The organism is Pelagibacterium xiamenense (assembly GCF_021166475.1).
GTDB lineage: Bacteria > Pseudomonadota > Alphaproteobacteria > Rhizobiales > Devosiaceae > Pelagibacterium > Pelagibacterium xiamenense.
In genome coordinates, this window is record NZ_JAJOYS010000001.1 from 1512245 (window position 1) to 1537511 (window position 25267).

The window sequence follows — 25267 nt, forward strand, 5'->3', positions numbered from 1 at the left end:
GCCTAATCCTGCAATTGCGGGAGATCGCGATAGGCGTCGAGGCTTTCGGGGTTGGCAAGCGCGGTGGTGTTCTTGACCGGCCGCCCGTGGATCGTGTCGCGCACGGCGATCTCCGAGATCTTGCCCGAGCGGGTGCGCGGGATCGCAGGCACGGCGATGATCCGCGCGGGCACATGCCGCGGGCTCGCGCCCTTGCGGATGCGGCTGCGGATTTCCTTTTCCATCGTTTCGTCGAGCAGCAGGCCTTCGCGCATCTTGACGAAGAGGATCACGCGCTGGTCGCCGTCGATGTCCTGGCCGACGGCCACGGCCTCCTCGATGGCGTCCAGCGTTTCGACCTGACGGTAGATCTCCGCGGTGCCGATGCGCACGCCGCCGGGGTTGAGCGTTGTGTCGGACCGCCCGTGGATGATGAAGCCGCCCGAAGGACGCTTCTCGACGAAATCCCCATGCGCCCAGACCCCGGGGAAGCGGGAGAAATAGGCGTCGGTATAGCGGCTGCCGTCCTCATCGCCCCAGAATCCGAGCGGCATGGAGAGATGCGCACTGCGGCAGACGAATTCGCCGGGGACGCCGGCAACCGGGTTGCCATCGTCGTCCAGCGTATCGACGTCCATCCCCAGGAGCGCGCATTGGAGCTCGCCGCGGTGCACCGGCAGTATCGGGTTGCCGCCGAGGAAACACCCGCAGATGTCGGTGCCGCCCGAGATCGAGGCGAGATGCACGTTCGACTTCCAGTCGCGATAAATATAGTCGAAGCTCGCCGGGATCAGCGGCGAACCCGTCGAGAGGATCAGACGCAGCGTCTCGAGTTTGTGGCTCTGGCCCGGTTTGAGACCGGCCTTGGCGCAAGAGTCGATATATTTCGCGCTGGTGCCGAAAATCGCGATGTCCTCGGCGTCGATGACGTCGAGGAGGCGGTCGGCTTCGGGATAGCACGGGTTGCCGTCATAGGTGACGAGCGTCGCGCCGAGCGACAGGCCCGAGACCTGCCAGTTCCACATCATCCAGCCGCATGTGGTGAAATAGAAGAAGCGCTCGTTGGCACGGATATCGCAATGAAGCGCCAGCTCCTTTTTGTGCTGGATGAGAAGCCCCGCCGCCGAGTGGACGATGCATTTGGGTTTGCCGGTGGTGCCGGAGGAAAAGAGGATGACGAGCGGCGCGGAAAACGCCATGCGTTCGAAGGCGATCTCCTGCGGCGCGTGGGCGCCCAGCGCGTCGTCCCACGATACCGCGGGCAATCCCGCCAAGGTCTCGGGTACGTCCCCGACGGTGATGATGCGCGAAAGGTCCGAGCCTTCAGCGACGGCGCGGATCGCGGGCGCTACGTCGACGGCCTTGCCGGCATAGGAATAGCCCGGAACGGCGATCAGCACCTTGGGGTCGATCTGGCATAGCCGGTCCGAGGCGCCGGCGGGTCCGAAATCGGGTGAGCATGAGGCCCAGATCGCGCCGATGGCCGAGGTCGCGAGATAACCGACGATGGCTTCGATATCATGGGTAACGATGGCCGCGACGCGGTCGCCACGGCCAACGCCCTCGGCACGCAAGACGCCGATGAGTTGCGAAACGGCATCGTAAAGCCCGCCCCAGCTTATGGTGCGGCGCGTGCCGTCGTCGCGATGGGCAATGATGGCGGGGCTGTCGTCGCGGCGCTGGAGAAGGTTCTCCGCGTAGTTGAGCTTCGCGCCGGGGTAGAACTGCGCGTCGCGGATGGTTTGGCCGGGGACGAAGGCCGCATCGCCCTTGTCGCCGATGATGCCGAGTTCGTCCCAGAGCGCGCCGTAGAAGGTGTCGGGGTCCTTGATCGACCAGTCGAGCAGCGCCGGATAGTTTTCGGGCGCCGCCCCGTGAAGCGGGCGGGTCTTGTTGGCAAAACCCCATAGGGCGGTGGCGCGGATGACGGTGTCGCTGGGCTTCCAGAGGATATCGTTCATTGTCTTCCCCTCAGCGCTCGATGCACATGGCGATGCCCATGCCGCCCCCGATGCAGAGTGTGGCAACCCCGCGCTTGACATCACGCCTGGCCATTTCGTGAACGAGGGTCGTCAAAACCCGCGCGCCCGAAGCGCCGATGGGATGCCCCATCGCGATGGCGCCGCCATTGACATTGACGCGGTCGGGATCGATTCCGAGATCGCCCATGATGGCGAGGCTTTGCGCCGCGAAAGCTTCATTGGCTTCCCAAAGATCGATGCTCGAGGCGGACCAACCGGCCTTTTCAAGCGCCTTGCGCGACGCTGCGATGGGGCCAAGGCCCATGACGGCCGGATCGAGCCCGGTCGTCGCCCACGAGACGACGCGCGCCATGGGGGAGGCGTTGTGTGACTTGAGCGCGGCGTCCGACATCAGGACAAGTGCGGCGGCACCGTCGTTTATACCCGAGGCATTGCCCGCCGTCACCGTACCGTCTGCCTCAAAGGAGGGCTTGAGCCTTGCCAAGGCCTCGAGCGTGGCGTCGTGGCGGATGAGTTCATCCTCCGAGATCACCGTCTCGCCCTTCCGGGTCTTGATGGTGACCGGCACGATCTGCTCGGCAAATCGGCCCTCCCGCGTGGCTGCCGATGCCTTCTGGTGCGAGGCGAGCGCGAATGCATCCTGCGCGTCGCGGGTTACATCGCACTGCCGGGCGACGTTTTCCGCCGTAACGCCCATGGGGTAGCCGTAAAACGCATCCATCAGCCCGTCGCGCATGACCGTATCGACGAAATTGATGTCGCCGAGCTTCTTGCCCGCGCGCAGCATCGCGACATGGGGCGCCTGGCTCATGGATTCCTGCCCGCCCGCGACGACCACCTCCGCGTCGCCGCAGAGAATTTGCTGATAGCCAAGCGCAACGGCCCTGAGCCCCGCTCCGCAGACCTGGTTGACCCCGAAGGCCGTGCTCTTGTCGGGAATGCCTGCGCCCCGTGCCGCCTGCCGCGCCGGGTTCTGGCCGGCCCCGGCGGTAAGCACCTGCCCCATTATGGTTTCCTCGACGGCATCGGGCGCGACCCGGGCGGCCTCGAGGGCCGCGGCAATCGCTGTGGTGCCCAACGCATGCGCCGGCAACGACGCCAGCCCGCCGCCAAGAACGCCAATAGGCGTACGCATGGCTGCGACGATATGAATATCGGTGGTCATTCAGGTCCTCCCGGCGCTTGGATCACGCGCGTCAAGTGCAAGGTATCGCTTGCGGGAGCGTCACAGAAAGACGTATTTATACGTCATGTCCGCACCCGATCCGCCCCGCCGCTTCTCGCTCGAAGCAATGCCCGTACCGATGGTCTTCGCCACGCACCGCATCATCCGCGAGGTCAATCCCGCATTCGCCGCGCTATTCGGCTATGAGGCCGAGGAACTCGCCGGCCAGAGCTTCAACATCCTTTATCCACGGCTTGCGGATTTCGTGATGGTCGGCGACCTCTGGCGCGCCAATTTCTCCGGCGGGCGCAGCTATACCGACGAGCGCATCATGCGCCGGCGCGACGGGTCCGAGTTCTGGTGTCACGTGCGCGGGCGCTCGATGATCGAAGCGGACCCGTTTTCCGAAGCGATCTATTGCTTCGACGCTATGACACGGCCGGTGCTCGAAGCGCATTATGCGCTCACCGACCGGCAGCGCCAGATCCTGTCGCTGATTTCACAGGGCAAGACAAGCGCGGTGATTGCCGGTGAACTCGGGCTCTCACGCCGCAGCATCGATACGCATCGCCTCAGACTGATGCGCATGCTGGGCGTGAGCAACACCGCGGAAATGGTCGCGTGGTTTACCGGCCATCCGGCGCCGTAGTCTGCGAACGGGCGGCAGGACAGTCCGGACACCTTTCCGAGATCGCCCTTGCCGCCCACGGCGCGCTCTGCAAAGCTCGGGTTCTTGGCAATGCCGGGAGGAAAGTCATGTCCAAAATCCTGAACCTCGCTTTGGCCGCCGTCGCGGGTGCCGCCCTGGCCGGCGGTGCGCATGCGGAGACCTTCCGCTGGTCGGCGACCACCGATCCGCAGACGATGGACCCGCACGCGGCGAACCTCGCACCGGTAACGTCCTTCCTCAACAATATCTACGAGGGGCTCGTGCGCCGCGGCAAGGACATGGCCATCGAGCCTTCGCTCGCCACCGGCTGGGAACCGCTTGAAGGCGAGGACGGTTGGCGCTTCTTCCTTCGGGAGGGTGTGACATTCCACGACGGCGCCGCGTTCACCGCCGACGACGTCCTGTTCTCCTACGAGCGCGGGATATCCGAACAGTCCGACGTCAAATCCTGGTTTGCCCCCGTGAGCGAGGTTCGGGTCGTCGACGACTACACGGTCGATTTCGTCCTCAACGCGCCCAATCCGATCTTTCCCGACAGCATCGCCAACTGGATGATCCTGGATCGTGGCTGGGCCGAGGCCAATAACGCCACAATGCCCGCGCGCGACGAGCAAACGACCGCCACACTCGAAACCAACGGAACCGGCCCGTTCATTCTGCAAGCGCGCGAGCCGGGTGTCGAAATCCGCCTCACGCCCAATCCCGACTGGTGGGATACCCCCGAACACAACATCACCGAGGCGGTATTCAACCCCATCGTAAATCCCGCAACCGCGCTCGCCGCCCTGCTTTCGGGCGAGGTCGACATGCTCGCGACCGTGCCGGTTCAGGATGTCGAGCGCTTGCGCACCCAGGACGGCATTACCGTTTTCGAAGGGCTTGAAGCGCGCGTCATCATGCTTGGGTTCGGACACAACAAGGACACGCTTTATGGCGGCTCCGGCGATGTCGAGGGCAACCCCTTCCGCGACATGAACGTCCGCGAGGCCGTCGCCCATGCGATCAACGTGGATGCGATCGACCAGGTTTTGATGGACGGCATGGCCGAACCGGCAAGCCAGCTGCAGCCCGCGGGACTTTCCGGATATTCGGAGGAAAACGCCGCGCGTCCCGAGTTCAATCCCGATCTGGCGCGCGAACTGCTCGCCGAGGCGGGCTACGCCGATGGTTTTGCGTTCAACTTCAAATGCACGAACGATCGCTACCTCAACGATTCCGACGTGTGCCAGGCGATTGTGGGCATGCTCGGACAGGTCGGCATCGACGCCCAACTCGAAGCGATCCCCGTCGCCAACTACTGGACCGAACTGCGCGCCGGCAATTACGACATGTACCTTCTGGGCTGGTCGCCCGGAACCTTCGACGCCGAGCACCCCATCCGGTTCCTCGCGCATACGCCGACCGAAACGCTAGGGACGTGGAATTTCGGCGGCTATTCGAACGCGCGTGTCGACGAATTGCTGCCGCAGATCCAGAGCGAACTGGACCCGGAGGCCCGGCAGGCCATGCTCGACGAAGTCGCGGCCATCCTGCAGGACGAGGTCGCATACGTCCCGCTGTATCAGGAGCCTCTCGTCTGGGCGGCCCGGGACGGCATCGACCTCACCCAGCGGCCGGACAATTTCTTCATGCTGCGCTGGGTTACCGTGGACGGCGGACAATAGGCCGTCGCGCCGCCGCGAGAGGGTGGTGGCCGGGCGGTACCCAAGACAAGTGAGCCGCTCGCCGGACGCTTGGGGGCAAACGTCGGCAAGCGGCTCTACGGCGGCAAAGCGAGCTTTACCGGTCCGTCCCTGTACAACGGACAAAGGCGTCCAGGGGTTCATCGATTTTCGCAAACGTGCGTGCGCCGTCAGCTCGCCGGGCGGTAGAGCCTGCCTGAGGGGGCCGGGCGCTCGAGGACTTCGGCGATCCTGTGCTCGATGAGCCGATGAATCTCCCCCACGCCATTAACGCTTGGAGCTGTGCGGGCGAAGGACGATACCGTCGTCGTACCTTCGATACTGGTGACTTTTGCTGTGAACGACACAGTGGCGCTATCGGGGTGATAGCGAAGATCGACAACTTCCACGTCATGCATGACCGTACTCCGGACAAGGGCTTCGTTTCGGAACATGCTGCGCGGCGAGTGCGGCGGTGTTTTGGTGGGAAGCGGGCAGGGGGGTGCCTTAAATGTGGCCGGTGCCCAGGCGGTTACCGCGCACGCGTCGGGAACGGGTTCAGCCGCGTTGCGGGGCGGACCTGGCTCTGCGCCATATGAACGGCGCTGCCGTCGAGATAGCGGAACCCGTAATCCATCGCCCGGTTGGCGACCGCGATTGTCGTCACGCCATGGGCGATGCCGACGAGCCCGGCCTGGCCGCACACGCCGCCGATACCCTTGAGCCAGAAATCGTGCTCCCGCGTAAGCTTGCGCGATGAACCAAGCTCGACCGAAACGCCCCAGACCTGCGCCTGGAGCGCCTGCCGCAGCAACGCCCGGTCGTGTCCCACCCCGACCACCACGCGCTTGAGAACCGCCGAAAGCGCCGCGATCGCGTCGGCCAACGCCCCCGGCGCGGGCTGGCCGTCCGGCTCGGCGATTTCCACGATGAGCGATTGGCGGTAGGCCTCGGGCGCGTTTTTGATCTGCTCGATGTAATGCGCGCGCCGCTGTGCATCGGTCAGCGTGAAGGCCGTGACCGGGACCATGATGTCGGGCGCGTAGCGCTGGCGTTTCGCGTTATAGACGCCCAGCAGCCCTTTCTTGAGCGCCATGAGGTCATAATCGGCGCAGATCGCCTGCAATTCTGCGTCGTCGATGGCGGACCGGATCTGTTTGATCGCCGCCGACCGGAGCGAAAAATCCAGAACGCAACGATTGATGTCGGTTTTCTCGTTCGCCGTGTTCCAGGCCGGTACGAAGAGCGAGGCGGCGTCCTTGCGCACGGCGCGCAGCTTGCCCTCGTGTTCCTGGGCGAGCGCGAGTTGCCGCGCTTCGAGCTCGCTGAACAGGGTCGCGACATAGTCGTTCACCGAACCCGGCTTGTCGGCGGCCTTCGGCGCCGCCGCGAGACTGCTGACCCGGACGTCGATAGCGTCGCCCGTGGCCTCGAGGAGCCGGACCCGAAGCGCATCGCCGATCTGTTCGAGCTTTATGTTCGCGCGCTCGGCGTCGAGATCCCGAAAGTGGACCGAATAGCGCAACGCGCCTTGCGTGAGCACGCGGCCGGCGTCCGAGATGTGCCATTCGATGACCGAAAGGGCGATGTCGCCGAGCCGGTCGGCGTCCTCGCGCTCTGCGAGGCCCGATAGCTCCAATACGCAAACCGCACCCGCCAGCGCCGTCAGTTCGTGCGCGGCCGCGCCGGCATGTTCCGGGACGTCCCGAACCCGCTGTGCGACGCGCACGGGCGCTTGCTTTTTGGCGGCCTCCTCGCGCTGGAGAAGGTCCTTTACCTGTTGAAGTACGCTCATTGCCCCATCGCGTCCGGCACTGCGATTAACGGAGATTGCAAACGACCGGGACCTTGCCGCCAAATAGTAAAACCCGGGTGACTTTCGGACCCTCGGTTGTTCGCTTCGGATTAACGCAAACGGTACCCAATTGCGGCCTTGGCGAGCGGGGCCGCCCGCGGTAGAAGCAGCGCTCTATGACCGCCCCGGCCCGCGGGGGGAGTTTCCAACGATCGAGCGGCGAAACCTATTGGCAAACCAGATGCGGCCAGGCACCGTTCTGCTCAACGACACGCTTTCCCAGCATGCCGCGAGCCTGTTGTTCGACGAGCCCCGCGAGATCGTCCGCGCCTATACGCGGGAGGAAGCGCTCACGGCGCTGGACCGGCTGGAAACAGCGCGCGCCGAGGGGCTCTGGGCCGCAGGATACTTTGCCTACGAACTGGGTTTCGTATTCGAGGAGCGCTTGGCGGACCGCCTGCCGGCCCGTAGCGGCACGCCTCTGGTGTGGCTTGGTATTTTCGATGCGCCGCAGCGTCTCGACGCGCGCGAGACGGACGCCTGGCTCGCAGCGCACGCGGGAGAGGGGCGCGCCGGGAACATCGTGCCGCGGCTGAGCGAAGCTGCCTACCGCCGGGCGTTCGAACGCTGCAAGGACCTCATCGTGGCGGGTGACATCTATCAGGTCAATCTGACGTTCAAGGCCGGCTTCGACCTCGAAGGCGACCCGGTAGCGCTCTACCGGGCGCTCTGCCGCAAACAGGCCAGCGCCTATGGCGCGCTGATCCACGCAGGGGACCACTGGGTGCTCTCCCGCTCCCCGGAACTTTTTGTGTCGCTGACCGGAGACAGGCTCGCGGCACGCCCGATGAAGGGCACTGCCAAACGCGGGCTTTCGCTCGCCGACGACGCGGCGGGTCGCGCGGCACTCGCTGCCGACATCAAGAACCGCGCGGAAAACCTTATGATCGTTGACCTGTTGCGCAACGATCTGGCGCGCATATCCGAGGTGGGTTCGGTCCAAGTCACGGACCTCTTCACGGTCGAAACCTATCGGCACCTGCACACCATGACCTCGGGGATTGAGGCGCGCCTGAAATCTGGGCTGTCGCGGCGCGACATCATTGCGGGGCTCTTTCCATGCGGCTCGATCACCGGCGCGCCGAAAATCCGCGCCATGGAAGTGATCGACGCGGTCGAAACCGAGCCGCGCGGCCTTTACACCGGCTCGATCGGTTGGTTTGCTCCCGATGGCGATTTCTGCCTCAACGTTGCCATCCGCACAGCGGTTATCGGCCCGGACGGTGCGGGCGAGATCGGCATCGGCGGCGGCATCGTCGCCGACAGCCAGTGCGAAAACGAATACGCCGAGGCGCTCCTGAAAATGCAGTTCCTTTCCGACAAGGCCGAGCCCGTCTGCCTCATCGAAACCATGCTGTGGACGCGCGATGAGGGCATTTACCTGCTCGGCCGCCACCTCGACCGCCTGTCCACCTCGGCGCGTTATTTTGCGATTCCGTTCGACGAGGCCATCCTGCGCGCGCGTATCGAGGAATGGGCGCGGGCCGCACCCGGCGACCGCTATCGCGTACGCCTCACTCTGCACGAAACGGACGGCCTCGACCTTGCCGCGACCGAACTGCCCTCACCTCCCGATGCACCGGCGCCTTTCCGTTTCGCAATCGCGCCCGAACGCCTCCACTCCGAAAACCTCTGGCAGGCTCACAAAACCACCAACCGCGCCTTCTACGACACCCCGCGCCAGATCGCCCACGCCGCGCGCGGCGTCGACGAGGTCGTCTTCCTCAACGAGCGCGGCGAGATCGCGGAGGGATCGATCACGACTGTCTTCGTCGAAAGCGGTAGCACGCTGCTGACGCCGCCGCTTTCAGTGGGCATTCTGCCGGGAACCCTCAGAGCCGAACTGCTTGCCACCGGGCGCGCGAAAGAAGCCGTGCTTACCCTCGACGATCTCGAATGCGCTACCGCCATCTACCTGGGCAATTCCGTGCGCGGCCTGATGCGGGCGCAGTGGGTTCGCGGCTGACCGGCTCGGCTCGCGCCCGCTGTCACGCCCCGCGCAGCGCTTCAGCAAGGCTCGTCTTCCCCGGCGGCCTCTGCGACAGATCGAGCCCCGAGAGCAGATCCACCAGATGGCTCGTCATGAGTTCCGCCGCATCCTGCGGCCTGTTCCCCGCGATTGCCTCCACGAGCGCATTATGCGCGTGGCTCTCGCACGTTGTGTCCCGCCGTTTCCAGTATAGCGCGATGATCAGCGATGAGCGCGAGCACAGGTCGCGGACGAACTCGGTGTAGATCGAGTGCCCGGCCAGCTCGGCGATGCCGATATGGAACTTCGCCGAGAGAACCAGCGCTTCGCCGTCCTTGCCCGCGCGGGTTGCTGCGTGTTCCTCTTCCAGATGCGCGCGCAGGCGTGCGGCATCGCCCGGTTTGGCGACCTCCGCCGCCAGGGCTGCGACCTTGGGTTCCAGGAGCGCGCGGGCCTCGAACACCTCGCGCGCCTCGCGCGTCGAGGGTTTGGCAACGAACGCACCGCGATTGGGTTCGAGAATGACGAGGCGGTCGGCGGCAAGCCCCTGCAGCGCCGAACGGACGATGGTCCGGCTGACCCCGTAAATGCCGCCGAGTTCGTCTTCGGCGAGCTTGGTGCCCGGTGCCAGGGCGTGACGCAGGATCGCGTCGCGAACCCCCGAATAGACGGCAGCGCCCCTCGATGTGGGGTGCATCGTTGCTGCCGTTCCCGAAGACATCGTCCGCTCCGTTTTCATCCGTCCGCTTCAAGCCCTATTGCATCCGAGGGGATCATACAAGTACATCAATTATTGTATACGAAATATGCTTATATCGTGTGCATGTGCGCAACCGATAGGCAGTCCGAACAATTCTATGCATTCCGCCCGCCTTCGTGTCGCCGGAAAAAATAATTTTGTTACAGTAAGTTAAAGGCGGTTCCGCGAGTCATTCGCGGTTTGGCACGGCTGTTGCACCAAGTCTCGTGAATGCAATGCCGAAGGACTGCCATGGCCACCGGAGACCTCGAACTCGCTGCCCTGACCAAGCGCTACGGCGACACCACAGCCGTCGACGCGATCGACCTCAAGGTCCCCAAAGGCACGTATTGCTGCCTGCTCGGCCCCTCGGGCTGCGGCAAATCCTCGACCCTGCGCATGATCGCCGGCCATGAGACCGTCACCTCGGGCGACATCGTCCTTTCGGGCCAGAACATCACCGACGCACCGCCCGCCCGGCGCGGCACCGCGATGATGTTCCAGAACTATGCGCTTTTCCCGCACCTGAGCGTCATCGACAACGTGGCGTTCAGTCTCAAGATGAAGGGCGTCGGCAAGTCTGAGCGCCGGGCGCGGGCAGGGGAGCTGCTCGAACTCGTCGATATGAGCGCCCGCGCCGACCGGCTGCCCAGTCAGCTTTCGGGCGGCCAGCAGCAGCGCGTGGCGCTGGCTCGCGCGCTCGTCACCGACCCCCAGATCCTCCTCCTCGACGAGCCGCTTTCTGCGCTCGATCCCTTCCTGCGCGAGCGCATGCGATCCGAACTCAAGGGCTTCCAGCGCCGCCTGGGGATCACGTTCATCCACGTCACCCACAGTCAGGATGAGGCGCTGGCGCTCGCGGACCTGGTCATCGTGATGAACGACGCGACGATCCAGCAGGCAGGCACGGCCCGAGACGTCTTCGACGCCCCGCGCAATGAATTCGTCGCCCGCTTCATGGGCGGGCACAACATCCTTCAAAAGGACGGCGGCCCGGTGGCCGTCCGCGCCGACCGGATCGCCGTCGGGCGCGGTAAGGCGGGGCTCGGCGCGCGGCTATCGGGGGTCGAATATCTCGGCACCACCGTCAAGCTGGCGCTCGACGCAGGCGCGGCCGGCGATCTCACCGCGCTCGTCCCCGACGCCGCATTCTTCTCCGACCCGCTTTCGCTCGGCGACGAAGTCACCCTCTCATGGGACGCCGCCGACGAACATCAGCTTGCCGGATAGCACGAGGGTCCAGGTGCTCCCGAAGCGAGACGAACACACATCACCAAAGGCGAGGCTTACATGACTGAAACAACCGACAAGACCACCCAATCGACCCGGAAAGGCGTCGACCGCCGCAGCTTTCTCAAAGGGAGTGCCGCCGCGATCGGCGCCGCCGCCGGTTCAGGCGCCATCACCGGCTTCCCCACCATCTGGGCGCAGAACATCCAGAACATCACGCTCCGCCAGTTCGGCACCGGCGTGTCCAACCTCAACGAGGTCGCCCAGAAGGTGAAGGAAGACCTCGGCTTCACGCTCGAAATGACGGCGCTCGATTCCGATGCCGTGACCCAGCGCGCCGCCACCCAGCCCGAGAGCTTCGACATCGCCGATATCGAATACTGGATCTGCAAGAAGGTCTGGCCCACCGGCAACCTGCAGGCGATGGATACCTCCAGGATCGCCAACTATGAAAAGATCGTCGGCATCTTCCGCGACGGCAAACTGACCCCGGATTCAGAAATCGCCCAGGGCACCGCGCCGCACACGGTCGGGTTCACCTCCGGCCCGGGGGGCACCGATTTCGTCGCCGAGGAAAGCGGCTGGATGACGCTCATTCCGACGATCTACAACGCCGATACCCTGGGCATACGGCCAGACCTCATCGGCCGCCCCATCGAGACGTGGGCAGAGCTGCTGAACCCCGAATTCAGGGGCAAGGCCTCGATCCTCGACATCTCCTCGATCGGCATCATGGACATGGCCATGGTCTGCGAGGCGATGGGCGAGATCACCTATGGCGACAAGGGCAACATGACCCGCGAGGAGATCGACAAGACCATCGCCATCTTCACCGAAGCCAAGCAGGCGGGCCAGTTCCGCAGCTTCTGGAAGACGTTCGACGAGAGCGTCAACCTCATGGCGTCGGGCGAAGTCGTCATCCAGTCCATGTGGTCGCCCGCGATCACGGCGGTCAAGTCGCGCGGCATCCCGTGCGTTTACCAGCCCCTCAAGGAAGGCTATCGCTCCTGGGGCGGCGGCATCGGGCTTTCCAAGAACCTCACAGGCCTCGAGCTCGACGCGGCCTACGAATACATCAACTGGTACCTCGACGGCTGGGTCGGCGGCTTCCTGATGCGGCAAGGCTATTATTCGGCCGTCCCTGAAACCTCGAAGAACCACATGACCGAGAACGAATGGGGCTACTGGTTCGAGGGCAAGGAAGCCACCGACGACATCTTGAGCCCCTTCGGCGACAAGCTGGCCGGTGCGGGCGAAATCCGCGACGGGGGCTCCTTCTACGACCGCATGGGGTCCGTCGCCTGCTGGAATGCCGTCATGGACGAGAACCAGTACATGGTTCGCAAGTGGAACGAATTCATCGCGTCCTGACACACAGCGCGAGGGCGTCCCGTACGCGGGGCGCCCATCTTCAACGGCGGAACGGACATGCAAGCTCAACTCCGAAAATCTCTGCCCCAGGCGGCCATTGCCTGGTTCCTTGCGTCGCCGCTGACGCTCGTGCTCGCGGGCTTTCTGGTGCTGCCGATCGTCATGATCGTCATCGTCAGCTTCTGGGGCGCGACCGAATTTTCGATCTATCCCGCGTTCCTCTTCGACAATTACGAGTTCCTGCTCTCCTCGCGCGTCACCTATGCGGTGTTCCTCAACACCGCCAAATACGCGCTCGTCACCTGGGCGATCACACTGGTCCTCGGGTTCACCGTCGCCTACTTCCTCGCATTCCATGTCAGGAGCCTGACCTGGCAGGTCGCGCTCTTCCTCCTGTGCACGATCCCGTTCTGGACCTCGAACATCATCCGTATGATCTCGTGGATCCCGTTCCTGGGCCGCAACGGCATCGCCAATTCCGCACTGATCTCCATGGGCGTCATCGACGAACCCCTCGAATGGCTGCTTTTTTCCGATTTTTCGGTGATCCTGGCGTTCGTGCACCTTTATACGCTCTTCATGGTGGTGCCGATCTTCAACACCATGATGCGCATCGACAAAAGCCTGATCGAAGCCGCCTACGACAATGGCGCCACGGGCTTCCAGACCCTGACCAACGTTATCATCCCGCTCACCAAGCCCGGCATCGTCATCGGTTCGATCTTCGTCGTGACCCTCGTCATGGGCGACTTCATCACCGTGCGCTTCATGTCCGGCTCGCAATCGGCAAATGTCGGGCGGCTGATTTCCAACGATATCGCCCTTCTGCAATACCCCTCCGCCGCGGCGACCGCGGTGGTGCTGCTGATCACCGTGCTCATCGTCATCGGCATTCTCCTGCGCTTCGTCGACATCAGGAAGGAGCTCTAGTTATGGACGGCAAACGCCCCTCGAGCTTCTACATCCTCGCGGCCGTCTTCGCGCTCTTCATCCTGTTCCTTTATGGCCCCACGATCACCATCGGCATCCTGAGCTTCCAGGGCGAGGGCGGCGGACTCACCTTCCCCATGCGCGGCGTGTCGCTGCACTGGTTCGCCGAACTCTTCCAGCAGCAGGCCGTCGGCGACATCTGGGGCAGCTTTTCGCGCAGCCTCATCCTGGGCCTCATGGTCATGGTGACGACGGTCGTCGTCTCCATCATGGGTGGGCTGGCCTTCCGCAAGAAATTCGCCGGCTCGGGCGTGCTCTTCTATCTCGTCATCGCGTCGCTGGTGATCCCCTCGATCCTCGTCTCTCTGGGCGTTGGACTGATTTTCAGCCAATCCGGCCTCCCGGTGCACTGGGCGACCTCGGGCTATGGCGCGCAGCTTACCTGGACGCTGCCCTTCGGGTTGCTCATCATGTTCGCCGTCTTCAACCGCTTCGACAAAAGCTATGAGGAAGCGGCCCGCGACCTGGGCGCATCGCCCTGGCAGACCTTCCGCTTTGTCGTCCTCCCGATTATCGCCCCATCGCTCATCGGCGTTGCGCTCTTCGGCTTCACCTTGAGCTACGACGAATTCGCCCGCACGCTCCTGACCTCCGGCAGCTACAACACCCTGCCGCTCGAAATCTACGGCATGACGACCAACGTCACGACGCCCGTCATCTTCGCCCTCGGCACGCTCACGACGGCGTTCTCCTTCATCGTCATCGGCGTCGCTTTGGCCGCCTTCATGCTCTTTGGCCGCCGCCGGGCTAAACAGGGCTCGGATGCGGGAAAGGGCATGGTCTAGTCCCTTGCGTATCCTCCTCATCAATCCCAACTCGACCGCCGAAATGACGGCATCGATCGCGGCCGAGGCCCGGCTTGCGGCGAGGGACGGCACCGAGATCGTTGCCGTCAACCCGTCTGACGGGCCGCCCGCGATTCAGGGCGCAGCCGACGGCGAAGCGGCTCTGCCGGGCCTCTTTGCGCTCTTCGACAAGGAGATGGCGGCGCAGTCCTACGACGCCGTCATCATCGCGTGCTTCGACGACACCGGCCTTTGGGAGCTGCGCAGGCGCGCCCGCGTCCCGGTGATCGGCATCGGCGAGGCGGGCTATCTCGCGGGCAGCGTCATGGGCATGCGGTTCTCCGTCGTCACGACGCTGCAAGTTGCGGTTCCCGTGCTCGAGGGCAACCTTGCCCGCTACGGGCTCGCCAGGCGTTGCGCCCACGTGCGCGCCTCGGGGGTGCCCGTGCTGGCGCTCGAAACGGACCGGAAGGCATCCACCGATGCCATCGCCGCAACCATCGCCGCCGCGCTGCGCGAAGACGAATGCGATGCCATCGTCCTTGGTTGCGCAGGCATGGCAGGGCTTGCCGAGGACATGGCGGCGCGGTTCGGTATTCCCGTCATCGACGGCGTCGCGGCCGCGGTCGGGCTGTGCGAGACGGTTGCGCGCGGGGTGCCATCGCGTCACCACTCCGCTATATCTGCCCGATGAGCACGGATTTCGTCGTCAGACCGGCCTCTGCGGCCCAGTTCCAGACCGCCATCGATTGGGCTGCGGCCGAGGGCTGGAACCCGGGTCTCGATGACCTCGCAGCCTTCCACGCCGCCGATCCCGAAGGCTTCCTTGTCGGCTATCTCGGGGACGAGCCGGTCTCCTCGATTTCCGTTGTCCGCTATGGCGATGCTTTCGGCTTTCTGGGCTTCTACATTGTCCGAGAACCGCATCGCGGCAAGGGGTTCGGGCTGGCGACGTGGAACGCCGGGCTGGCTCATCTCGCCGGACGGACCATCGGTCTTGACGGCGTCGTCGCGCAGCAGGACAACTATCGTAAATCGGGCTTCGGTTATGCTGGCCGCAACATTCGCTTCACAGCGCCCGCGCGGGCCTTCCCCCGGCAGCGTGGACCCGGCATTCGTCCGATCGGGCCGTCCGACACCGAACCCCTTATGCGCTACGACCGCCGTTTCTTCCCTGCGGACCGAACGATTTTCCTGAAAGCCTGGACGCTCCCACCGGAAGGAACGCGCCGGAAAACGCTTGTCGCCCAAGGAGGCGGCCGTCTCACCGGTTACGGCACCATCCGCCCGTGCGTAGAGGGCTACAAGATCGGTCCGCTCTTCGCCGATAGTGGCGAAATCGCCCAGGCCCTGCTCGCCGCGCTGACCGAAACGGCGGAGCCCGGCGCCCCGGTCTTCCTCGACGTTCCAGCGGACAATCCAACGGCACTCCGCCTTGCCGAGCAGTTCAATATGGCACCGGTCTTTGAAACCGCACGCATGTACAAGGGCCCAGCGCCAGCAACGGATATGGCTGGCATTTTCGGCATCACGACGTTCGAGTTGGGGTGACGGGCGCCGCCGTCCCGAGAGCAGGCGACGCTTGCTTGGCCTCTATCTCCGGCTCTTGATGCGCCGGGCAACGATCGGGATTGCGATCACTGTAATCAGCATCAAGCCGACAAAGATCGACATGACGATCCCCGGCACGTTCAAAAGGCCCAGCCCGAACGTCACCAGCCCCATGACGAACCCGGCGATCACGACCCCCAGGATGCTTCCCGCACCCCCGAGGATCGACACCCCGCCGAGCACGACGATGGTGACCACCTCGAGTTCCCATGCAAAGGCAATCGAGGGCCGCGTCGAACCCAGCCGCGACGTCAGAAGGATCGCCGCGAGCCCCGCCATGAGACCCGTGAGGCAGAAAAGCACGAACTTCACCCGCCGCACGCGAATGCCGGAGAACTGTGCTGCCATTGCGTTGTTGCCGATGGCGAACACACTCCTGCCGAAGCTCGTCCGGTGCAGGAGAACATAAAATATCGCGGCCATGACGAGAAACAGCACGATCTCGAACGAGATCACCCAATAGACATAGCCCTGTCCAAAGAACGAGAAACCTGACGGATAGCCGCGATAGGCCTGGTCTCCCAGCACGATGTAGGAAATGCCCCGGAAAAGGCTCATCGTGCCGATGGTAACGACGATGGACGGCAGTCCAAGGCCCGAGACCAGCAGCCCGTTGAAGGCGCCGCAGAGAACGCCGACCGCGAGCCCGATGGCAATCAGCACCGGTACATCGACCCCGAACTGCGCCGCCGCACCCATCGCGGTCGACGCCAGCGCCAGAATGCCCGCGACCGACAGGTCGATTTCGCCCGAGATGATGACCATGGCCATCGCCAGCGCGATGATGCCGCGCTCGGTGAAATTGAACGTGGCGTCCGACAGGCTCCACGGGTTGAGGAAATAGGGCGTCGCAAGGCTGTTGAAGATGAAGATCGCGACCGCCACCAGAGCCAGCAGCATCTCCCAGCTCTTGAGCGCCGAGGCGAGGGGGCTCTCGAGCCGGTCGGGAATGGAGCGGGGGGAAAGGGTGGTGTCGCTCATGCTGACGCCTCGGCTTTTCTCAGGATGATCCGGCCGGTTTTGCGCTCGGCCCGGGCGTTGAAGATAACGGCGATGACGATAACGGCGCCCGAAATCGCCATTTGCGCAAAGGGCGAGACGTCAATGACCGGAAGGGCGTTCTTGACGACACCGAGGAACAGCGCCCCCAGTACCGCACCCGCCACGGTCCCGATCCCGCCGGCAATCGAGATACCGCCGATGACGCACGCCGCGACGACCTCAAGTTCGAATCCGCCCGCGATATCCACATAGGCAACCGCGTAACGCGACACCCACAAATACCCGGCAAGCCCCGCGACAATTCCCGATACGACGAACGCAAAGAACCGCGTCCGTCCCACGTCGATCCCGGTATAGACCGACGCGGTGGGATTGACCCCGACCGCATAGAACGACCGCCCCAGCGGCGTGCGCGTCATCAGCACGAAAAAGAGCGCGATGACCGCAATCGCGATCCACGAAAAGACCGGGATCCAGAGGAACTCGGTGCGCGGAAATGCCTTGAACGCCGCGCTCATCTGGTGCGCGTTGACCCATTCGCCCGACGAAAGCAGGAAGATCGATCCGCGGAAGATCGTCATCGTCCCCAGCGTCACGACGATCGAGGGAATGTCGAGCTTCCAGACCAGAAGCCCGTTCACGGCGCCCAGCGCCGCCCCGCAGGCAACGCCCACAACGATCAGTGCCGGGATCGGAATATCGGGAAACGCCGCATTGATCATCGCGACGATCATGCCGCACAGCGCCAGGTTCGCCGCAATCGAAAGGTCGATGCACCGGGTGAGAATGACGACCATCTGCCCCAGCGCCAGCATCATCAGGATCGAGGTGTCGTCGAACACCCGCACGATGTTGCGCGGCGCGATGAAGCCGGGGAACCGCAGGGCGATCAGCCCCACGAGCACGGCAATGGCGCCAACGAGAATGAGTTCGCGATGTTTCAAAAGTGCTTGCACGGTCAGGTTTCCTCGATGCCGGCGGCAGTGCGCACCAGCGTTTCGGCGTCGAGCGCCTCGCGGTTGAATTCCCCGGCGATCCGGCCTTCGCGCATCACGATCACCCGGTCCGACATGCCCATGATTTCCGGCAGTTCGGACGAGACCATGATGACGCACAGCCCCTCGGCGGCGAGCGCGCTCATGAATTCATGCACGGCCGCCTTGGAGCCGATATCGATACCCTTGGTCGGCTCGTCGAGAATGATGACGCGCGGCTGTGTCGCCAGCCATTTGGCGATCACCACCTTCTGCTGGTTGCCGCCCGAAAGCGTGCCCACGTCCTGGCTCAGCGATGCCGCGCGCAAATCCAGCCGCTCGGCATACTTCCGCGCCAGCGCGAACTCGCGCGCAAGATCGAGAAACCCGCTGCGCGACGTCTTCTTCAAGGAGGGCAGGGAGATGTTCTGGAAGATCGGCAATCCGATCACCGCGCCCTGCCGCCCACGTTCCTCGGGCACATAGACGATGCCTTTTTCAATCGCATCCGCCTCGCTCTTGGCCAGCGCCGGCTTGCCCTCGAGCGTCACGGTGCCCGACGAAGGCCGCGTCGCGCCGAAGAGCGCCTGCATCAGCTCCGAGCGTCCTGCGCCCACGAGCCCGTAAAACCCGAGGATTTCCCCGCGCCTGAGCGTAAAGTTGATATCGTCGAACTCGGTCGGATGCGAGAGGCCCTTGACCTCCAGCACGGTTTCGCCAAGCGTGACCTCCTGCTTGGGAAACACCTGGTCGACCGACCGGCCAACCATCATTCGCACGAGTTCCTTCTGGTCGGTCTCGGCCATCAGCCCGGACCCCACCATCTCCCCGTCGCGGAAGACCGTGTAGCGGTCCGCGATGCGGAAGATTTCATCGAACTTGTGCGAGATAAAGAGGATCGCCTTGCCGTCCTGGCGCAACAGGTCGACGAGGACGAAAAGCTCCTCGATCTCCTTGTGCGAGAGCGCGGCGGTCGGCTCGTCCATGATCACGATCTGCGCTTCGATGGAAAGCGCGCGCGCCACCGCCACAAGGTGCTTGTTGGCGATCGAAAGATCCTTGAGCCGCGCACCGGGGTCGATTGACGCGCCCATGTTCTTGAGGATATCGGCGGCCTCGGCGCGCAGCTTTTTCCAGTCGACAAAGCCGACCCGGGTGCGCGGCGCGTGGCCCAGAAAAATGTTCTCGGCGACCGAAAGCTCGTCGAAGAGCACGGTTTCCTGATGGATCGCCGTAATGCCGTGGTCGAGCGCGGCATGCGCGGACGGGAAGTGCACAGCCTCGCCGTCAAGCGTGATCGCACCGGCATCGGGCTGATAGATGCCGGTCATGATCTTGACCAGCGTGGATTTCCCCGCGCCGTTCTCGCCGATGAGCGCGGTCACCTGGCCCGGATAGAGCTCGAGCGCGATATCGTTGAGCGCTTTGACGCCGGGGAACGTCTTGGTGATCCCCTCAAGGCGCAGGATCGGTTCTGCGGTCATCGTTGCAGGTTTCTCAGGTCTATTGAGCATTATCGCTCCCAAATGCCCATTCGCAAAATCGCCGGCGGAACCGGGTTCGCTGCGGCTGACGGGAAGAGGGGGGCAAGCAGAGGAGCGGAGCACGGCCGGGCCGCGCTCCGCGCCTGTGTTCGATCAGAAGATGGTCTTGAACTGATCGATATTGCTTGCGTCATAGGTGAACGGCTCGGCCATGGCGGCCTGACCGTCTTCACCGATGGTCACTTCGCCCACATGGCCGATGCCAATCGTCGAACCGGGCTCGGCGGTCGCTGCGCCGGTCGCAAGGGCGTGGGCGATATAGGTCGCCGAATAGCCCAGATCGATCGGGTTCCAGATCGCAAAGCTTTCCGAGGCACCCGATGCGATATGCCCTGCCATTTCAGAGGGCAGCGCGAGGCCGGTGACGTTGATTTCCCCGATCTTGCCCGCATCCGTCACCGCCTGGGCAGCGGCCACGATACCGACGGTCGTCGGCGCGATGATGGCGTCGAGGTCCGGATAGGACTGAATCAGGCCCTGCGCTTCGCGGTAGGACTTGTCCGAAAGATCGTCGCCATAAACGATATCGACAAGTTCGATACCTTCGTAGTTCGGCAGCACCTTCTGGGCTTCCTCGATCCAGATATTCTGGTTCGTGGCTGTCGCGGTGGCCGAAAGAATGGCGACCTGGCCGCCATCGGGCAGATGATCGGCCGCAAGCCGGATGATCGTATCGCCGATCAACTCGTTGGACGAGGGGTTGAGGTGCATTTCGCGGCCTTCAGGCGCAACGCCCGAGTCCCAGGAAATCACGGTAATCCCGCGATCCATGGCGCGCTGCAGCGCCGGAACCACGGCGTCCGGATCGTTGGCCGAAATCGCGATGGCGTCGACCTGCTGGGCGATGAGCGTGTTGATCACCTCGATCTGCGCTTCCGCTGTCGGCTCGGTCGGGCCGGTATAGATGATTTCCACATCGCCGATTTCCTCGGCGGCATCGCGAGCGCCGGCGGCGGCGGCTTCAAAGAAGCCGTTGCCGAGCGACTTGACCACAAGCGCGATACGCGTCTGGGCCTGTGCCGGAGCGGCGGCGGTCAGCATCGCTGCCGCCAGCGCCGTCGATGTGATGAGGGTCTTAACCAAGCTCATGAATGTCCTCCCTGGAGCATGTTGGTTGGTGGTTCGGCGTCAGCCTCAGGCGACCGACGACGATTCTTTTGCCTCCGCGTCCGCAACGACAACCTTGACGCCTTCGTCTTCGAGCATCTGCCGGTCTTCGTCGCGAATGCCGCGGTCGGTAACAACGGTATCGATGCGCTCGAGCGTGCATAGAATGAGGCTCGAGCGTTGTCTGAATTTCGAGGAGTCCGCCAGTACGACGAGTTCGTCCGCCTGGCCGATCAGCTTTTGTTCGGCCTGAATGATCAGCGGATCGGCTTCCGTAAGCCCGTGCGGCCCCAGCCCCTGCGCGCCGATGAACATGCGCTGGGCGTAAAAATGCCTGGTCACATCGCTTTCGAAGGGCGAGAGGATGATGTTCTGCTCGCGGTAGATCGTGCCGCCGGGCACCACGACGCTGTTCTTCGAATGCGCGAGAAGGTGGCTGGCGATGGGGAAGGAGTTCGTGAACACCTGCATCCGCCGCGCCGCGAGATAATGCACCATCTGGAACGTCGTCGTCCCGCCGTTGATGATGATCGATTCCCCGTCCTTGCACAGCGCGACCGCCTCCTTGGCAATCGCGCGCTTCAACGGGGCATTGATCCCCTCATTGACGGCGAACGGGCGTCCGATGAGCGAGGAGGTCGACGGCGGCGTCAGCGCTTCCGCACCGCCGCGCACGCGCCGCAGCCGGCCCTGCACATGCAGTGCGGCGATGTCCCGCCGGATCGTCGCTTCCGAGGAATCGGTCAGCTCGACCAGCTCGCCGACGGTCGCGACCGGCTTGCTCTGGACAGCGGATACAATCAGGCGGTGGCGTTCTTTTTCGTGCATATAGCTCCTCCTGCCGATCAACATCCGAGAGCAAACAATCAAAGTCAATCAAAATTTCTGTCATACAACTCATGTAATTGGGTAGGATATGCTGCGCTCGGCCAGAAAATCGGGCGGTTTCGCGCTGAAACCGCCGTGGATGGCGGGAGTGCAAGGGCTTCGCTGCATGACAGTTTTTGACGGAAACTGATTGACTTTCCGCCCTTGGTCGTGGAAATGAAGGGCAACACCAAGACCCCGGGAGGATATCATGGCCACCTCATCCGCGCCCGCGCGCCTCGAAAACCTTTGGGACGACGCCAAGGCGGCGTCCATGAACGAGGCCGAGCGCCTCGTTTACCGCTCCAACCTTTTGGGGTCGGACAAGCGCGTCACCAACTACGGCGGCGGCAACACGTCCTCGAAGATCTTCGAGAAGGACCCGCTGACCGGAGAGGACGTCGAAGTCCTCTGGGTCAAGGGCTCGGGCGGTGACGTCGGCACCATCAAGCTTGACGGCTTCGCGACCCTTTATATGGACAAGCTCCGCGCCTTGAAGGATCTCTATCGCGGTGTCGAATACGAGGACGAGATGGTCGGCTACCTTCCGCACGCCACCTTCAACCTCAACCCCCGCGCCGCTTCGATCGATACCCCGCTGCACGCATACGTGCCGCGGCCTTTCGTCGATCACATGCACCCCGACGCCATCATCGCCATCGCCGCCTCCAAGGATTCCAAGGCTCTGACGCAGGAGATCTTCGGCGACGAGATCGGCTGGCTCCCCTGGAAGCGCCCGGGCTACGAACTCGGCCTCTGGCTCGAAAAGTTCTGCCTCGAAAACCCCGATGCAAAGGGCGTCATCCTCGAAAGCCACGGCCTCTTCACCTGGGGCGATACGCCCAAGGAGTGCTACGAAACCACAATCGCGACCATCAACAAGGCCATCGCGTGGCTCGAAAAGAAAACCGAAAGCGTCCCCGCCTTTGGCGGCGCCAGGGTTGAGTCGCTTCCCCAGAGCGAGCGTCGCGCCATCGCCGCCCGCCTCATGCCCCGCATTCGCGGCATGATTTCGGCTGACAGCCACAAGGTCGGCCATTTCGACGACAGCGCCGCGGTTCTCGACTTCGTCAATTCGCAGAACCTCGAGCCGCTGGCCGCGCTCGGCACCTCGTGCCCGGATCACTTCCTGCGCACGAAAATCCGCCCGCTCGTCATCGGCTTCGACCCCAGGAACCCGGACGTCGACGCCGTCATTGCCAATCTCGAAAAAGACGTTGAAGCCTACCGCGCCGACTACGCCGCCTATTACGAGCGCTGCAAGCACGACAATTCCCCGGCCATGCGCGACCCCAACGCGGTCGTCTACCTGATGCCCGGCGTCGGAATGTTCACGTTCGCCAAGGACAAGGCAACCGCGCGGATTTCCGGCGAATTCTACGTCAACGCCATCAACGTCATGCGCGGCGCGTCCGCCGTCTCGACCTATCAGGGCCTCTCCGAACAGGAAGCCTTCGATATCGAATATTGGCTCCTTGAAGAAGCCAAGCTCCAGCGCATGCCCAAGCCCAAATCGCTCGCCGGCCAGGTCGCGCTCGTCACCGGCGGGGCAGGGGGCATCGGCAAGGCGACCGCCGTCCGTCTGCTGCGAGAAGGCGCGTGCGTCGTCCTCGCCGATATCGATGCCGGAGGCCTCGCGGCGGCCAAGGACGAGCTGAGCGCTGCCTTCTCCGGGGACGTCGTCCGCACGGCCGAGGTGAACGTCACCAGCGAAGACGCCGTCATCGCCGGCTTCGCGTCGGCAGCTGTCGAATTCGGCGGCCTCGACATTCTCGTTTCCAACGCCGGTCTCGCGTCCTCGGCCCCCATCGAGGAAACCTCGCTGGCGCTCTGGAACAAGAACATGGACATCCTCTCGACGGGCTATTTCCTCGTCTCCCGCGAGGCGTTCAAGCTGTTCCGCGCCCAGAAGATCGGCGGCAATGTCGTCTTCGTCGCCTCGAAAAACGGCCTTGCCGCGTCCCCCAACGCCTCGGCCTACTGCACGGCCAAGGCCGCCGAAATCCACCTGGCGCGCTGCCTCGCGCTCGAAGGCGCGGGCGAACAGATCCGCGTCAACGTGGTGAACCCCGACGCCGTCCTGCGCGGCTCGAAAATCTGGACTGGCGAGTGGAAAGAACAGCGCGCGGCGGCCTATAAAATGGACACCGACGACCTCGAAGAACACTACCGCCAGCGCTCCATGCTCAAGCGCTCGGTGTTCCCCGAGGACATCGCCGAGGCCATCTATTTTCTCGCATCCGACATGTCGGCGAAATCGACCGGCAACATCATCAACGTCGACGCGGGCAACGCCCAGAGCTTTACGCGGTAGGACACGCATTTTGACGAATGCGCCTTCGGCGCCACCCCACCCTTAATCCCCCCATCAAGGGGAGGGGCTAGGGGTGGGGGTGAGCCGAGACAGCAACGGTCTGATGGCCGATAGGGAGGACAAGACTATGAGCGAAAACACGATCGCCAAAGACGTCATTGCAACGCAGAACGCTGCCGCATCCGCCCGCCTCGACGCGGACTATGCCGCGCTGGGCGAACACCTCGACCGCCGTGGCATCGATATCGAAACGGTCACCGAAAAGGTCGGCGCCTACGGCGTCGCCGTCCCCTCCTGGGGCGTTGGCACAGGCGGCACGCGCTTTGCGCGCTTCCCGGGCAAGGGCGAGCCGCGCGACATCTTCGACAAGCTCGAGGATTGCGGCGTCATCCACCAGCTGACCGGCGCGACCCCGTCCGTCTCGCTCCACATCCCGTGGGACAAGGCCGACCCGAAAAAGCTAAAGGACAAGGCCGATGCGCTCGGGTTGGGGTTCGACGCGATGAACTCCAATACCTTCCAGGATTCTCCCGGTCAGCAGCATTCCTACAAATACGGCTCACTGAGCCACACCGACGCCGCCACCCGCCAGCAGGCCATCGACCACAACATCGAGTGCATCGAAATCGGCAAGGCCATCGGCTCGAAGGCCCTGACCGTCTGGATCGGCGACGGCTCGAACTTCCCCGGCCAGACCAATTTCACCGCCCAGTTCGAGCGCTACCTCGCCGCGATGAAAGACGTCACCAAGGCGCTGCCCGCCGACTGGCGCATCTTCACCGAGCACAAGATGTACGAACCGGCCTTTTATTCGACCGTCGTGCAGGACTGGGGCACCAACTACATGATCGCCCAGGAACTCGGACCCCAGGCCTATTGCCTCGTCGACCTCGGCCACCACGCGCCCAACGTGAATATCGAGATGATCGTCGCCCGCCTCATCCAGTTCGGCAAGCTCGGGGGCTTCCACTTCAACGACAGCAAATACGGCGACGATGACCTCGATACCGCCTCGATCGACCCCTACCGCCTGTTCCTCGTCTTCAACGAACTCGTCGACGCCGAGCAGCGCGGCGCGAAGAACTTCGATCCCGCGCACATGCTCGACCAGAGCCACAACGTCACCGATCCCATCGAAAGCCTGATGCAGTCCGCGATGGAAGTGCAACGCGCCTACGCTCAGGCGCTCCTTGTCGACCGCAAGGCGCTCGCCGGCTATCAGGAGGACAACGACGCCCTGATGGCGAGCCAGACGCTCAAGGCGGCCTTCCGCACCGATGTCGAGCCCATCCTCGCCATGGCCCGCAAGCGCAAGGAGGCCGCCGTCGATCCCATCGCCACCTACCGCGCCGCCGGCTACCGAGCCAGGGTCGCGGCAGTCCGCCCCGAAAGTTCGGGCGGCGGCGGCGGCATCGTCTAGGGCGGGGGCGATAAAGTGGCAACCGGATCTTC

21 protein-coding genes are annotated in these 25267 nt (G+C 63.9%); 11 read left to right on the forward strand and 10 right to left on the reverse strand.

Annotated features, from left to right (window positions below):
- Nucleotides 1-2: 2 nt before the first annotated feature.
- The gene (locus LSG43_RS07395) at nt 3-1940 is read right to left on the reverse strand and encodes an acetoacetate--CoA ligase (protein WP_231802550.1); all 1938 of its coding nucleotides are present in this window, start codon (nt 1938-1940) and stop codon (nt 3-5) included.
- 10 nt (nt 1941-1950) lie between these two features.
- Nucleotides 1951-3126 (reverse strand): acetyl-CoA C-acetyltransferase, encoded by a 1176-nt coding sequence (locus tag LSG43_RS07400; RefSeq protein WP_231802552.1) that lies wholly within the window; start codon nt 3124-3126, stop codon nt 1951-1953.
- 85 nt (nt 3127-3211) lie between these two features.
- Here LSG43_RS07400 and LSG43_RS07405 point away from each other — a divergent pair, with 85 nt between their 5' ends.
- Together LSG43_RS07405 and LSG43_RS07410 are read left to right on the forward strand one after the other, a co-directional pair.
- Nucleotides 3212-3775: a PAS domain S-box protein gene (locus LSG43_RS07405; RefSeq protein WP_231802554.1), complete on the forward strand. Its 564-nt coding sequence runs from the start codon at nt 3212-3214 to the stop codon at nt 3773-3775.
- A 107-nt stretch (nt 3776-3882) separates the two neighbouring features.
- The gene (locus tag LSG43_RS07410; RefSeq protein WP_231802556.1) at nt 3883-5460 is read left to right on the forward strand and encodes an ABC transporter substrate-binding protein; all 1578 of its coding nucleotides are present in this window, start codon (nt 3883-3885) and stop codon (nt 5458-5460) included.
- Nucleotides 5461-5648: 188 nt separating this feature from the next.
- Here the strand turns inward: LSG43_RS07410 and LSG43_RS07415 are convergent, their stop codons facing one another.
- Both LSG43_RS07415 and LSG43_RS07420 read right to left on the reverse strand, forming a co-directional pair.
- Nucleotides 5649-5876, reverse strand: a complete 228-nt coding sequence (locus tag LSG43_RS07415) for a hypothetical protein (RefSeq protein WP_231802558.1) — start codon at nt 5874-5876, stop codon at nt 5649-5651.
- A gap of 113 nt (nt 5877-5989) precedes the next feature.
- Nucleotides 5990-7252 carry a hypothetical protein gene (locus tag LSG43_RS07420; RefSeq protein ID WP_231802560.1) on the reverse strand — a complete coding sequence of 421 codons (1263 nt, stop codon included), beginning with the start codon at nt 7250-7252 and terminating at the stop codon, nt 5990-5992.
- A 241-nt stretch (nt 7253-7493) separates the two neighbouring features.
- Here LSG43_RS07420 and pabB point away from each other — a divergent pair, with 241 nt between their 5' ends.
- Nucleotides 7494-9278, forward strand: a complete 1785-nt coding sequence (pabB, locus tag LSG43_RS07425) for an aminodeoxychorismate synthase component I (protein ID WP_231802562.1) — start codon at nt 7494-7496, stop codon at nt 9276-9278.
- Nucleotides 9279-9300: 22 nt separating this feature from the next.
- Here the strand turns inward: pabB and LSG43_RS07430 are convergent, their stop codons facing one another.
- Nucleotides 9301-10002 (reverse strand): GntR family transcriptional regulator, encoded by a 702-nt coding sequence (locus LSG43_RS07430; RefSeq protein WP_231802564.1) that lies wholly within the window; start codon nt 10000-10002, stop codon nt 9301-9303.
- Nucleotides 10003-10272: 270 nt separating this feature from the next.
- Here LSG43_RS07430 and LSG43_RS07435 point away from each other — a divergent pair, with 270 nt between their 5' ends.
- From LSG43_RS07435 to LSG43_RS07460, 6 genes are read left to right on the forward strand one after another with little or no spacing between them, the layout of a single operon-like run.
- Entirely contained in the window at nt 10273-11250 is a 978-nt protein-coding gene (locus LSG43_RS07435; RefSeq protein WP_231802566.1) for an ABC transporter ATP-binding protein, read from the forward strand.
- Between the two features lie 60 nt (nt 11251-11310).
- Nucleotides 11311-12621 (forward strand): ABC transporter substrate-binding protein, encoded by a 1311-nt coding sequence (locus tag LSG43_RS07440; RefSeq protein ID WP_231802568.1) that lies wholly within the window; start codon nt 11311-11313, stop codon nt 12619-12621.
- Between the two features lie 57 nt (nt 12622-12678).
- Complete coding sequence (locus tag LSG43_RS07445; RefSeq protein ID WP_231802570.1) at nt 12679-13551, forward strand: ABC transporter permease; 873 nt, start codon at nt 12679-12681, stop codon at nt 13549-13551.
- Between the two features lie 2 nt (nt 13552-13553).
- Nucleotides 13554-14396, forward strand: coding sequence for an ABC transporter permease (locus LSG43_RS07450; RefSeq protein ID WP_231802572.1), 843 nt, complete (start codon nt 13554-13556; stop codon nt 14394-14396).
- A gap of 4 nt (nt 14397-14400) precedes the next feature.
- Nucleotides 14401-15090: an aspartate/glutamate racemase family protein gene (locus LSG43_RS07455; RefSeq protein ID WP_231802574.1), complete on the forward strand. Its 690-nt coding sequence runs from the start codon at nt 14401-14403 to the stop codon at nt 15088-15090.
- The gene (locus tag LSG43_RS07460) at nt 15087-15947 is read left to right on the forward strand and encodes a GNAT family N-acetyltransferase (protein ID WP_231802576.1); all 861 of its coding nucleotides are present in this window, start codon (nt 15087-15089) and stop codon (nt 15945-15947) included. The genes LSG43_RS07455 and LSG43_RS07460 overlap by 4 nt, the downstream gene beginning before the upstream one ends.
- 42 nt (nt 15948-15989) lie before the next feature.
- Here the strand turns inward: LSG43_RS07460 and LSG43_RS07465 are convergent, their stop codons facing one another.
- The 5 genes from LSG43_RS07465 to LSG43_RS07485 all read right to left on the reverse strand — a co-directional run bounded on the left by LSG43_RS07465 (nt 15990) and on the right by LSG43_RS07485 (nt 21462).
- Nucleotides 15990-16988, reverse strand: a complete 999-nt coding sequence (locus tag LSG43_RS07465; RefSeq protein ID WP_231802578.1) for an ABC transporter permease — start codon at nt 16986-16988, stop codon at nt 15990-15992.
- On the reverse strand, nt 16985-17965 hold the full coding sequence (locus tag LSG43_RS07470) for an ABC transporter permease (RefSeq protein WP_231802580.1): 981 nt from the start codon (nt 17963-17965) through the stop codon (nt 16985-16987). Before LSG43_RS07470 ends, LSG43_RS07465 begins: the two co-directional genes overlap by 4 nt.
- 2 nt (nt 17966-17967) lie before the next feature.
- The gene (locus LSG43_RS07475; RefSeq protein ID WP_231802582.1) at nt 17968-19467 is read right to left on the reverse strand and encodes a sugar ABC transporter ATP-binding protein; all 1500 of its coding nucleotides are present in this window, start codon (nt 19465-19467) and stop codon (nt 17968-17970) included.
- Nucleotides 19468-19620: 153 nt separating this feature from the next.
- Nucleotides 19621-20616 (reverse strand): rhamnose ABC transporter substrate-binding protein, encoded by a 996-nt coding sequence (rhaS, locus tag LSG43_RS07480; RefSeq protein ID WP_231802584.1) that lies wholly within the window; start codon nt 20614-20616, stop codon nt 19621-19623.
- 45 nt (nt 20617-20661) lie between these two features.
- On the reverse strand, nt 20662-21462 hold the full coding sequence (locus LSG43_RS07485; protein ID WP_231802586.1) for a DeoR/GlpR family DNA-binding transcription regulator: 801 nt from the start codon (nt 21460-21462) through the stop codon (nt 20662-20664).
- Nucleotides 21463-21712: 250 nt separating this feature from the next.
- Here LSG43_RS07485 and LSG43_RS07490 point away from each other — a divergent pair, with 250 nt between their 5' ends.
- Nucleotides 21713-23815, forward strand: a complete 2103-nt coding sequence (locus LSG43_RS07490; RefSeq protein WP_231802588.1) for a bifunctional rhamnulose-1-phosphate aldolase/short-chain dehydrogenase — start codon at nt 21713-21715, stop codon at nt 23813-23815.
- Between the two features lie 127 nt (nt 23816-23942).
- Nucleotides 23943-25235 carry an L-rhamnose catabolism isomerase gene (rhaI, locus tag LSG43_RS07495; protein ID WP_231802590.1) on the forward strand — a complete coding sequence of 431 codons (1293 nt, stop codon included), beginning with the start codon at nt 23943-23945 and terminating at the stop codon, nt 25233-25235.
- Nucleotides 25236-25267: the final 32 nt, after the last annotated feature.

Excerpts from the sequence above, each read along its gene's own strand:
- LSG43_RS07395 (WP_231802550.1), bottom strand. The coding sequence starts at position 1,940 with ATGAACGATATCCTCTGGAAGCCCAGCGACACCGTCATCCGCGCCACC.
- LSG43_RS07400 (WP_231802552.1), bottom strand. The coding sequence starts at position 3,126 with ATGACCACCGATATTCATATCGTCGCAGCCATGCGTACGCCTATTGGC.
- LSG43_RS07405 (WP_231802554.1), top strand. The coding sequence starts at position 3,212 with ATGTCCGCACCCGATCCGCCCCGCCGCTTCTCGCTCGAAGCAATGCCC.
- LSG43_RS07410 (WP_231802556.1), top strand. The coding sequence starts at position 3,883 with ATGTCCAAAATCCTGAACCTCGCTTTGGCCGCCGTCGCGGGTGCCGCC.
- LSG43_RS07415 (WP_231802558.1), bottom strand. The coding sequence starts at position 5,876 with ATGCATGACGTGGAAGTTGTCGATCTTCGCTATCACCCCGATAGCGCC.
- LSG43_RS07420 (WP_231802560.1), bottom strand. The coding sequence starts at position 7,252 with ATGAGCGTACTTCAACAGGTAAAGGACCTTCTCCAGCGCGAGGAGGCC.
- pabB (WP_231802562.1), top strand. The coding sequence starts at position 7,494 with ATGCGGCCAGGCACCGTTCTGCTCAACGACACGCTTTCCCAGCATGCC.
- LSG43_RS07430 (WP_231802564.1), bottom strand. The coding sequence starts at position 10,002 with ATGTCTTCGGGAACGGCAGCAACGATGCACCCCACATCGAGGGGCGCT.
- LSG43_RS07435 (WP_231802566.1), top strand. The coding sequence starts at position 10,273 with ATGGCCACCGGAGACCTCGAACTCGCTGCCCTGACCAAGCGCTACGGC.
- LSG43_RS07440 (WP_231802568.1), top strand. The coding sequence starts at position 11,311 with ATGACTGAAACAACCGACAAGACCACCCAATCGACCCGGAAAGGCGTC.
- LSG43_RS07445 (WP_231802570.1), top strand. The coding sequence starts at position 12,679 with ATGCAAGCTCAACTCCGAAAATCTCTGCCCCAGGCGGCCATTGCCTGG.
- LSG43_RS07450 (WP_231802572.1), top strand. The coding sequence starts at position 13,554 with ATGGACGGCAAACGCCCCTCGAGCTTCTACATCCTCGCGGCCGTCTTC.
- LSG43_RS07460 (WP_231802576.1), top strand. The coding sequence starts at position 15,087 with ATGAGCACGGATTTCGTCGTCAGACCGGCCTCTGCGGCCCAGTTCCAG.
- LSG43_RS07465 (WP_231802578.1), bottom strand. The coding sequence starts at position 16,988 with ATGAGCGACACCACCCTTTCCCCCCGCTCCATTCCCGACCGGCTCGAG.
- LSG43_RS07475 (WP_231802582.1), bottom strand. The coding sequence starts at position 19,467 with ATGACCGCAGAACCGATCCTGCGCCTTGAGGGGATCACCAAGACGTTC.
- rhaS (WP_231802584.1), bottom strand. The coding sequence starts at position 20,616 with ATGAGCTTGGTTAAGACCCTCATCACATCGACGGCGCTGGCGGCAGCG.
- LSG43_RS07485 (WP_231802586.1), bottom strand. The coding sequence starts at position 21,462 with ATGCACGAAAAAGAACGCCACCGCCTGATTGTATCCGCTGTCCAGAGC.
- LSG43_RS07490 (WP_231802588.1), top strand. The coding sequence starts at position 21,713 with ATGGCCACCTCATCCGCGCCCGCGCGCCTCGAAAACCTTTGGGACGAC.
- rhaI (WP_231802590.1), top strand. The coding sequence starts at position 23,943 with ATGAGCGAAAACACGATCGCCAAAGACGTCATTGCAACGCAGAACGCT.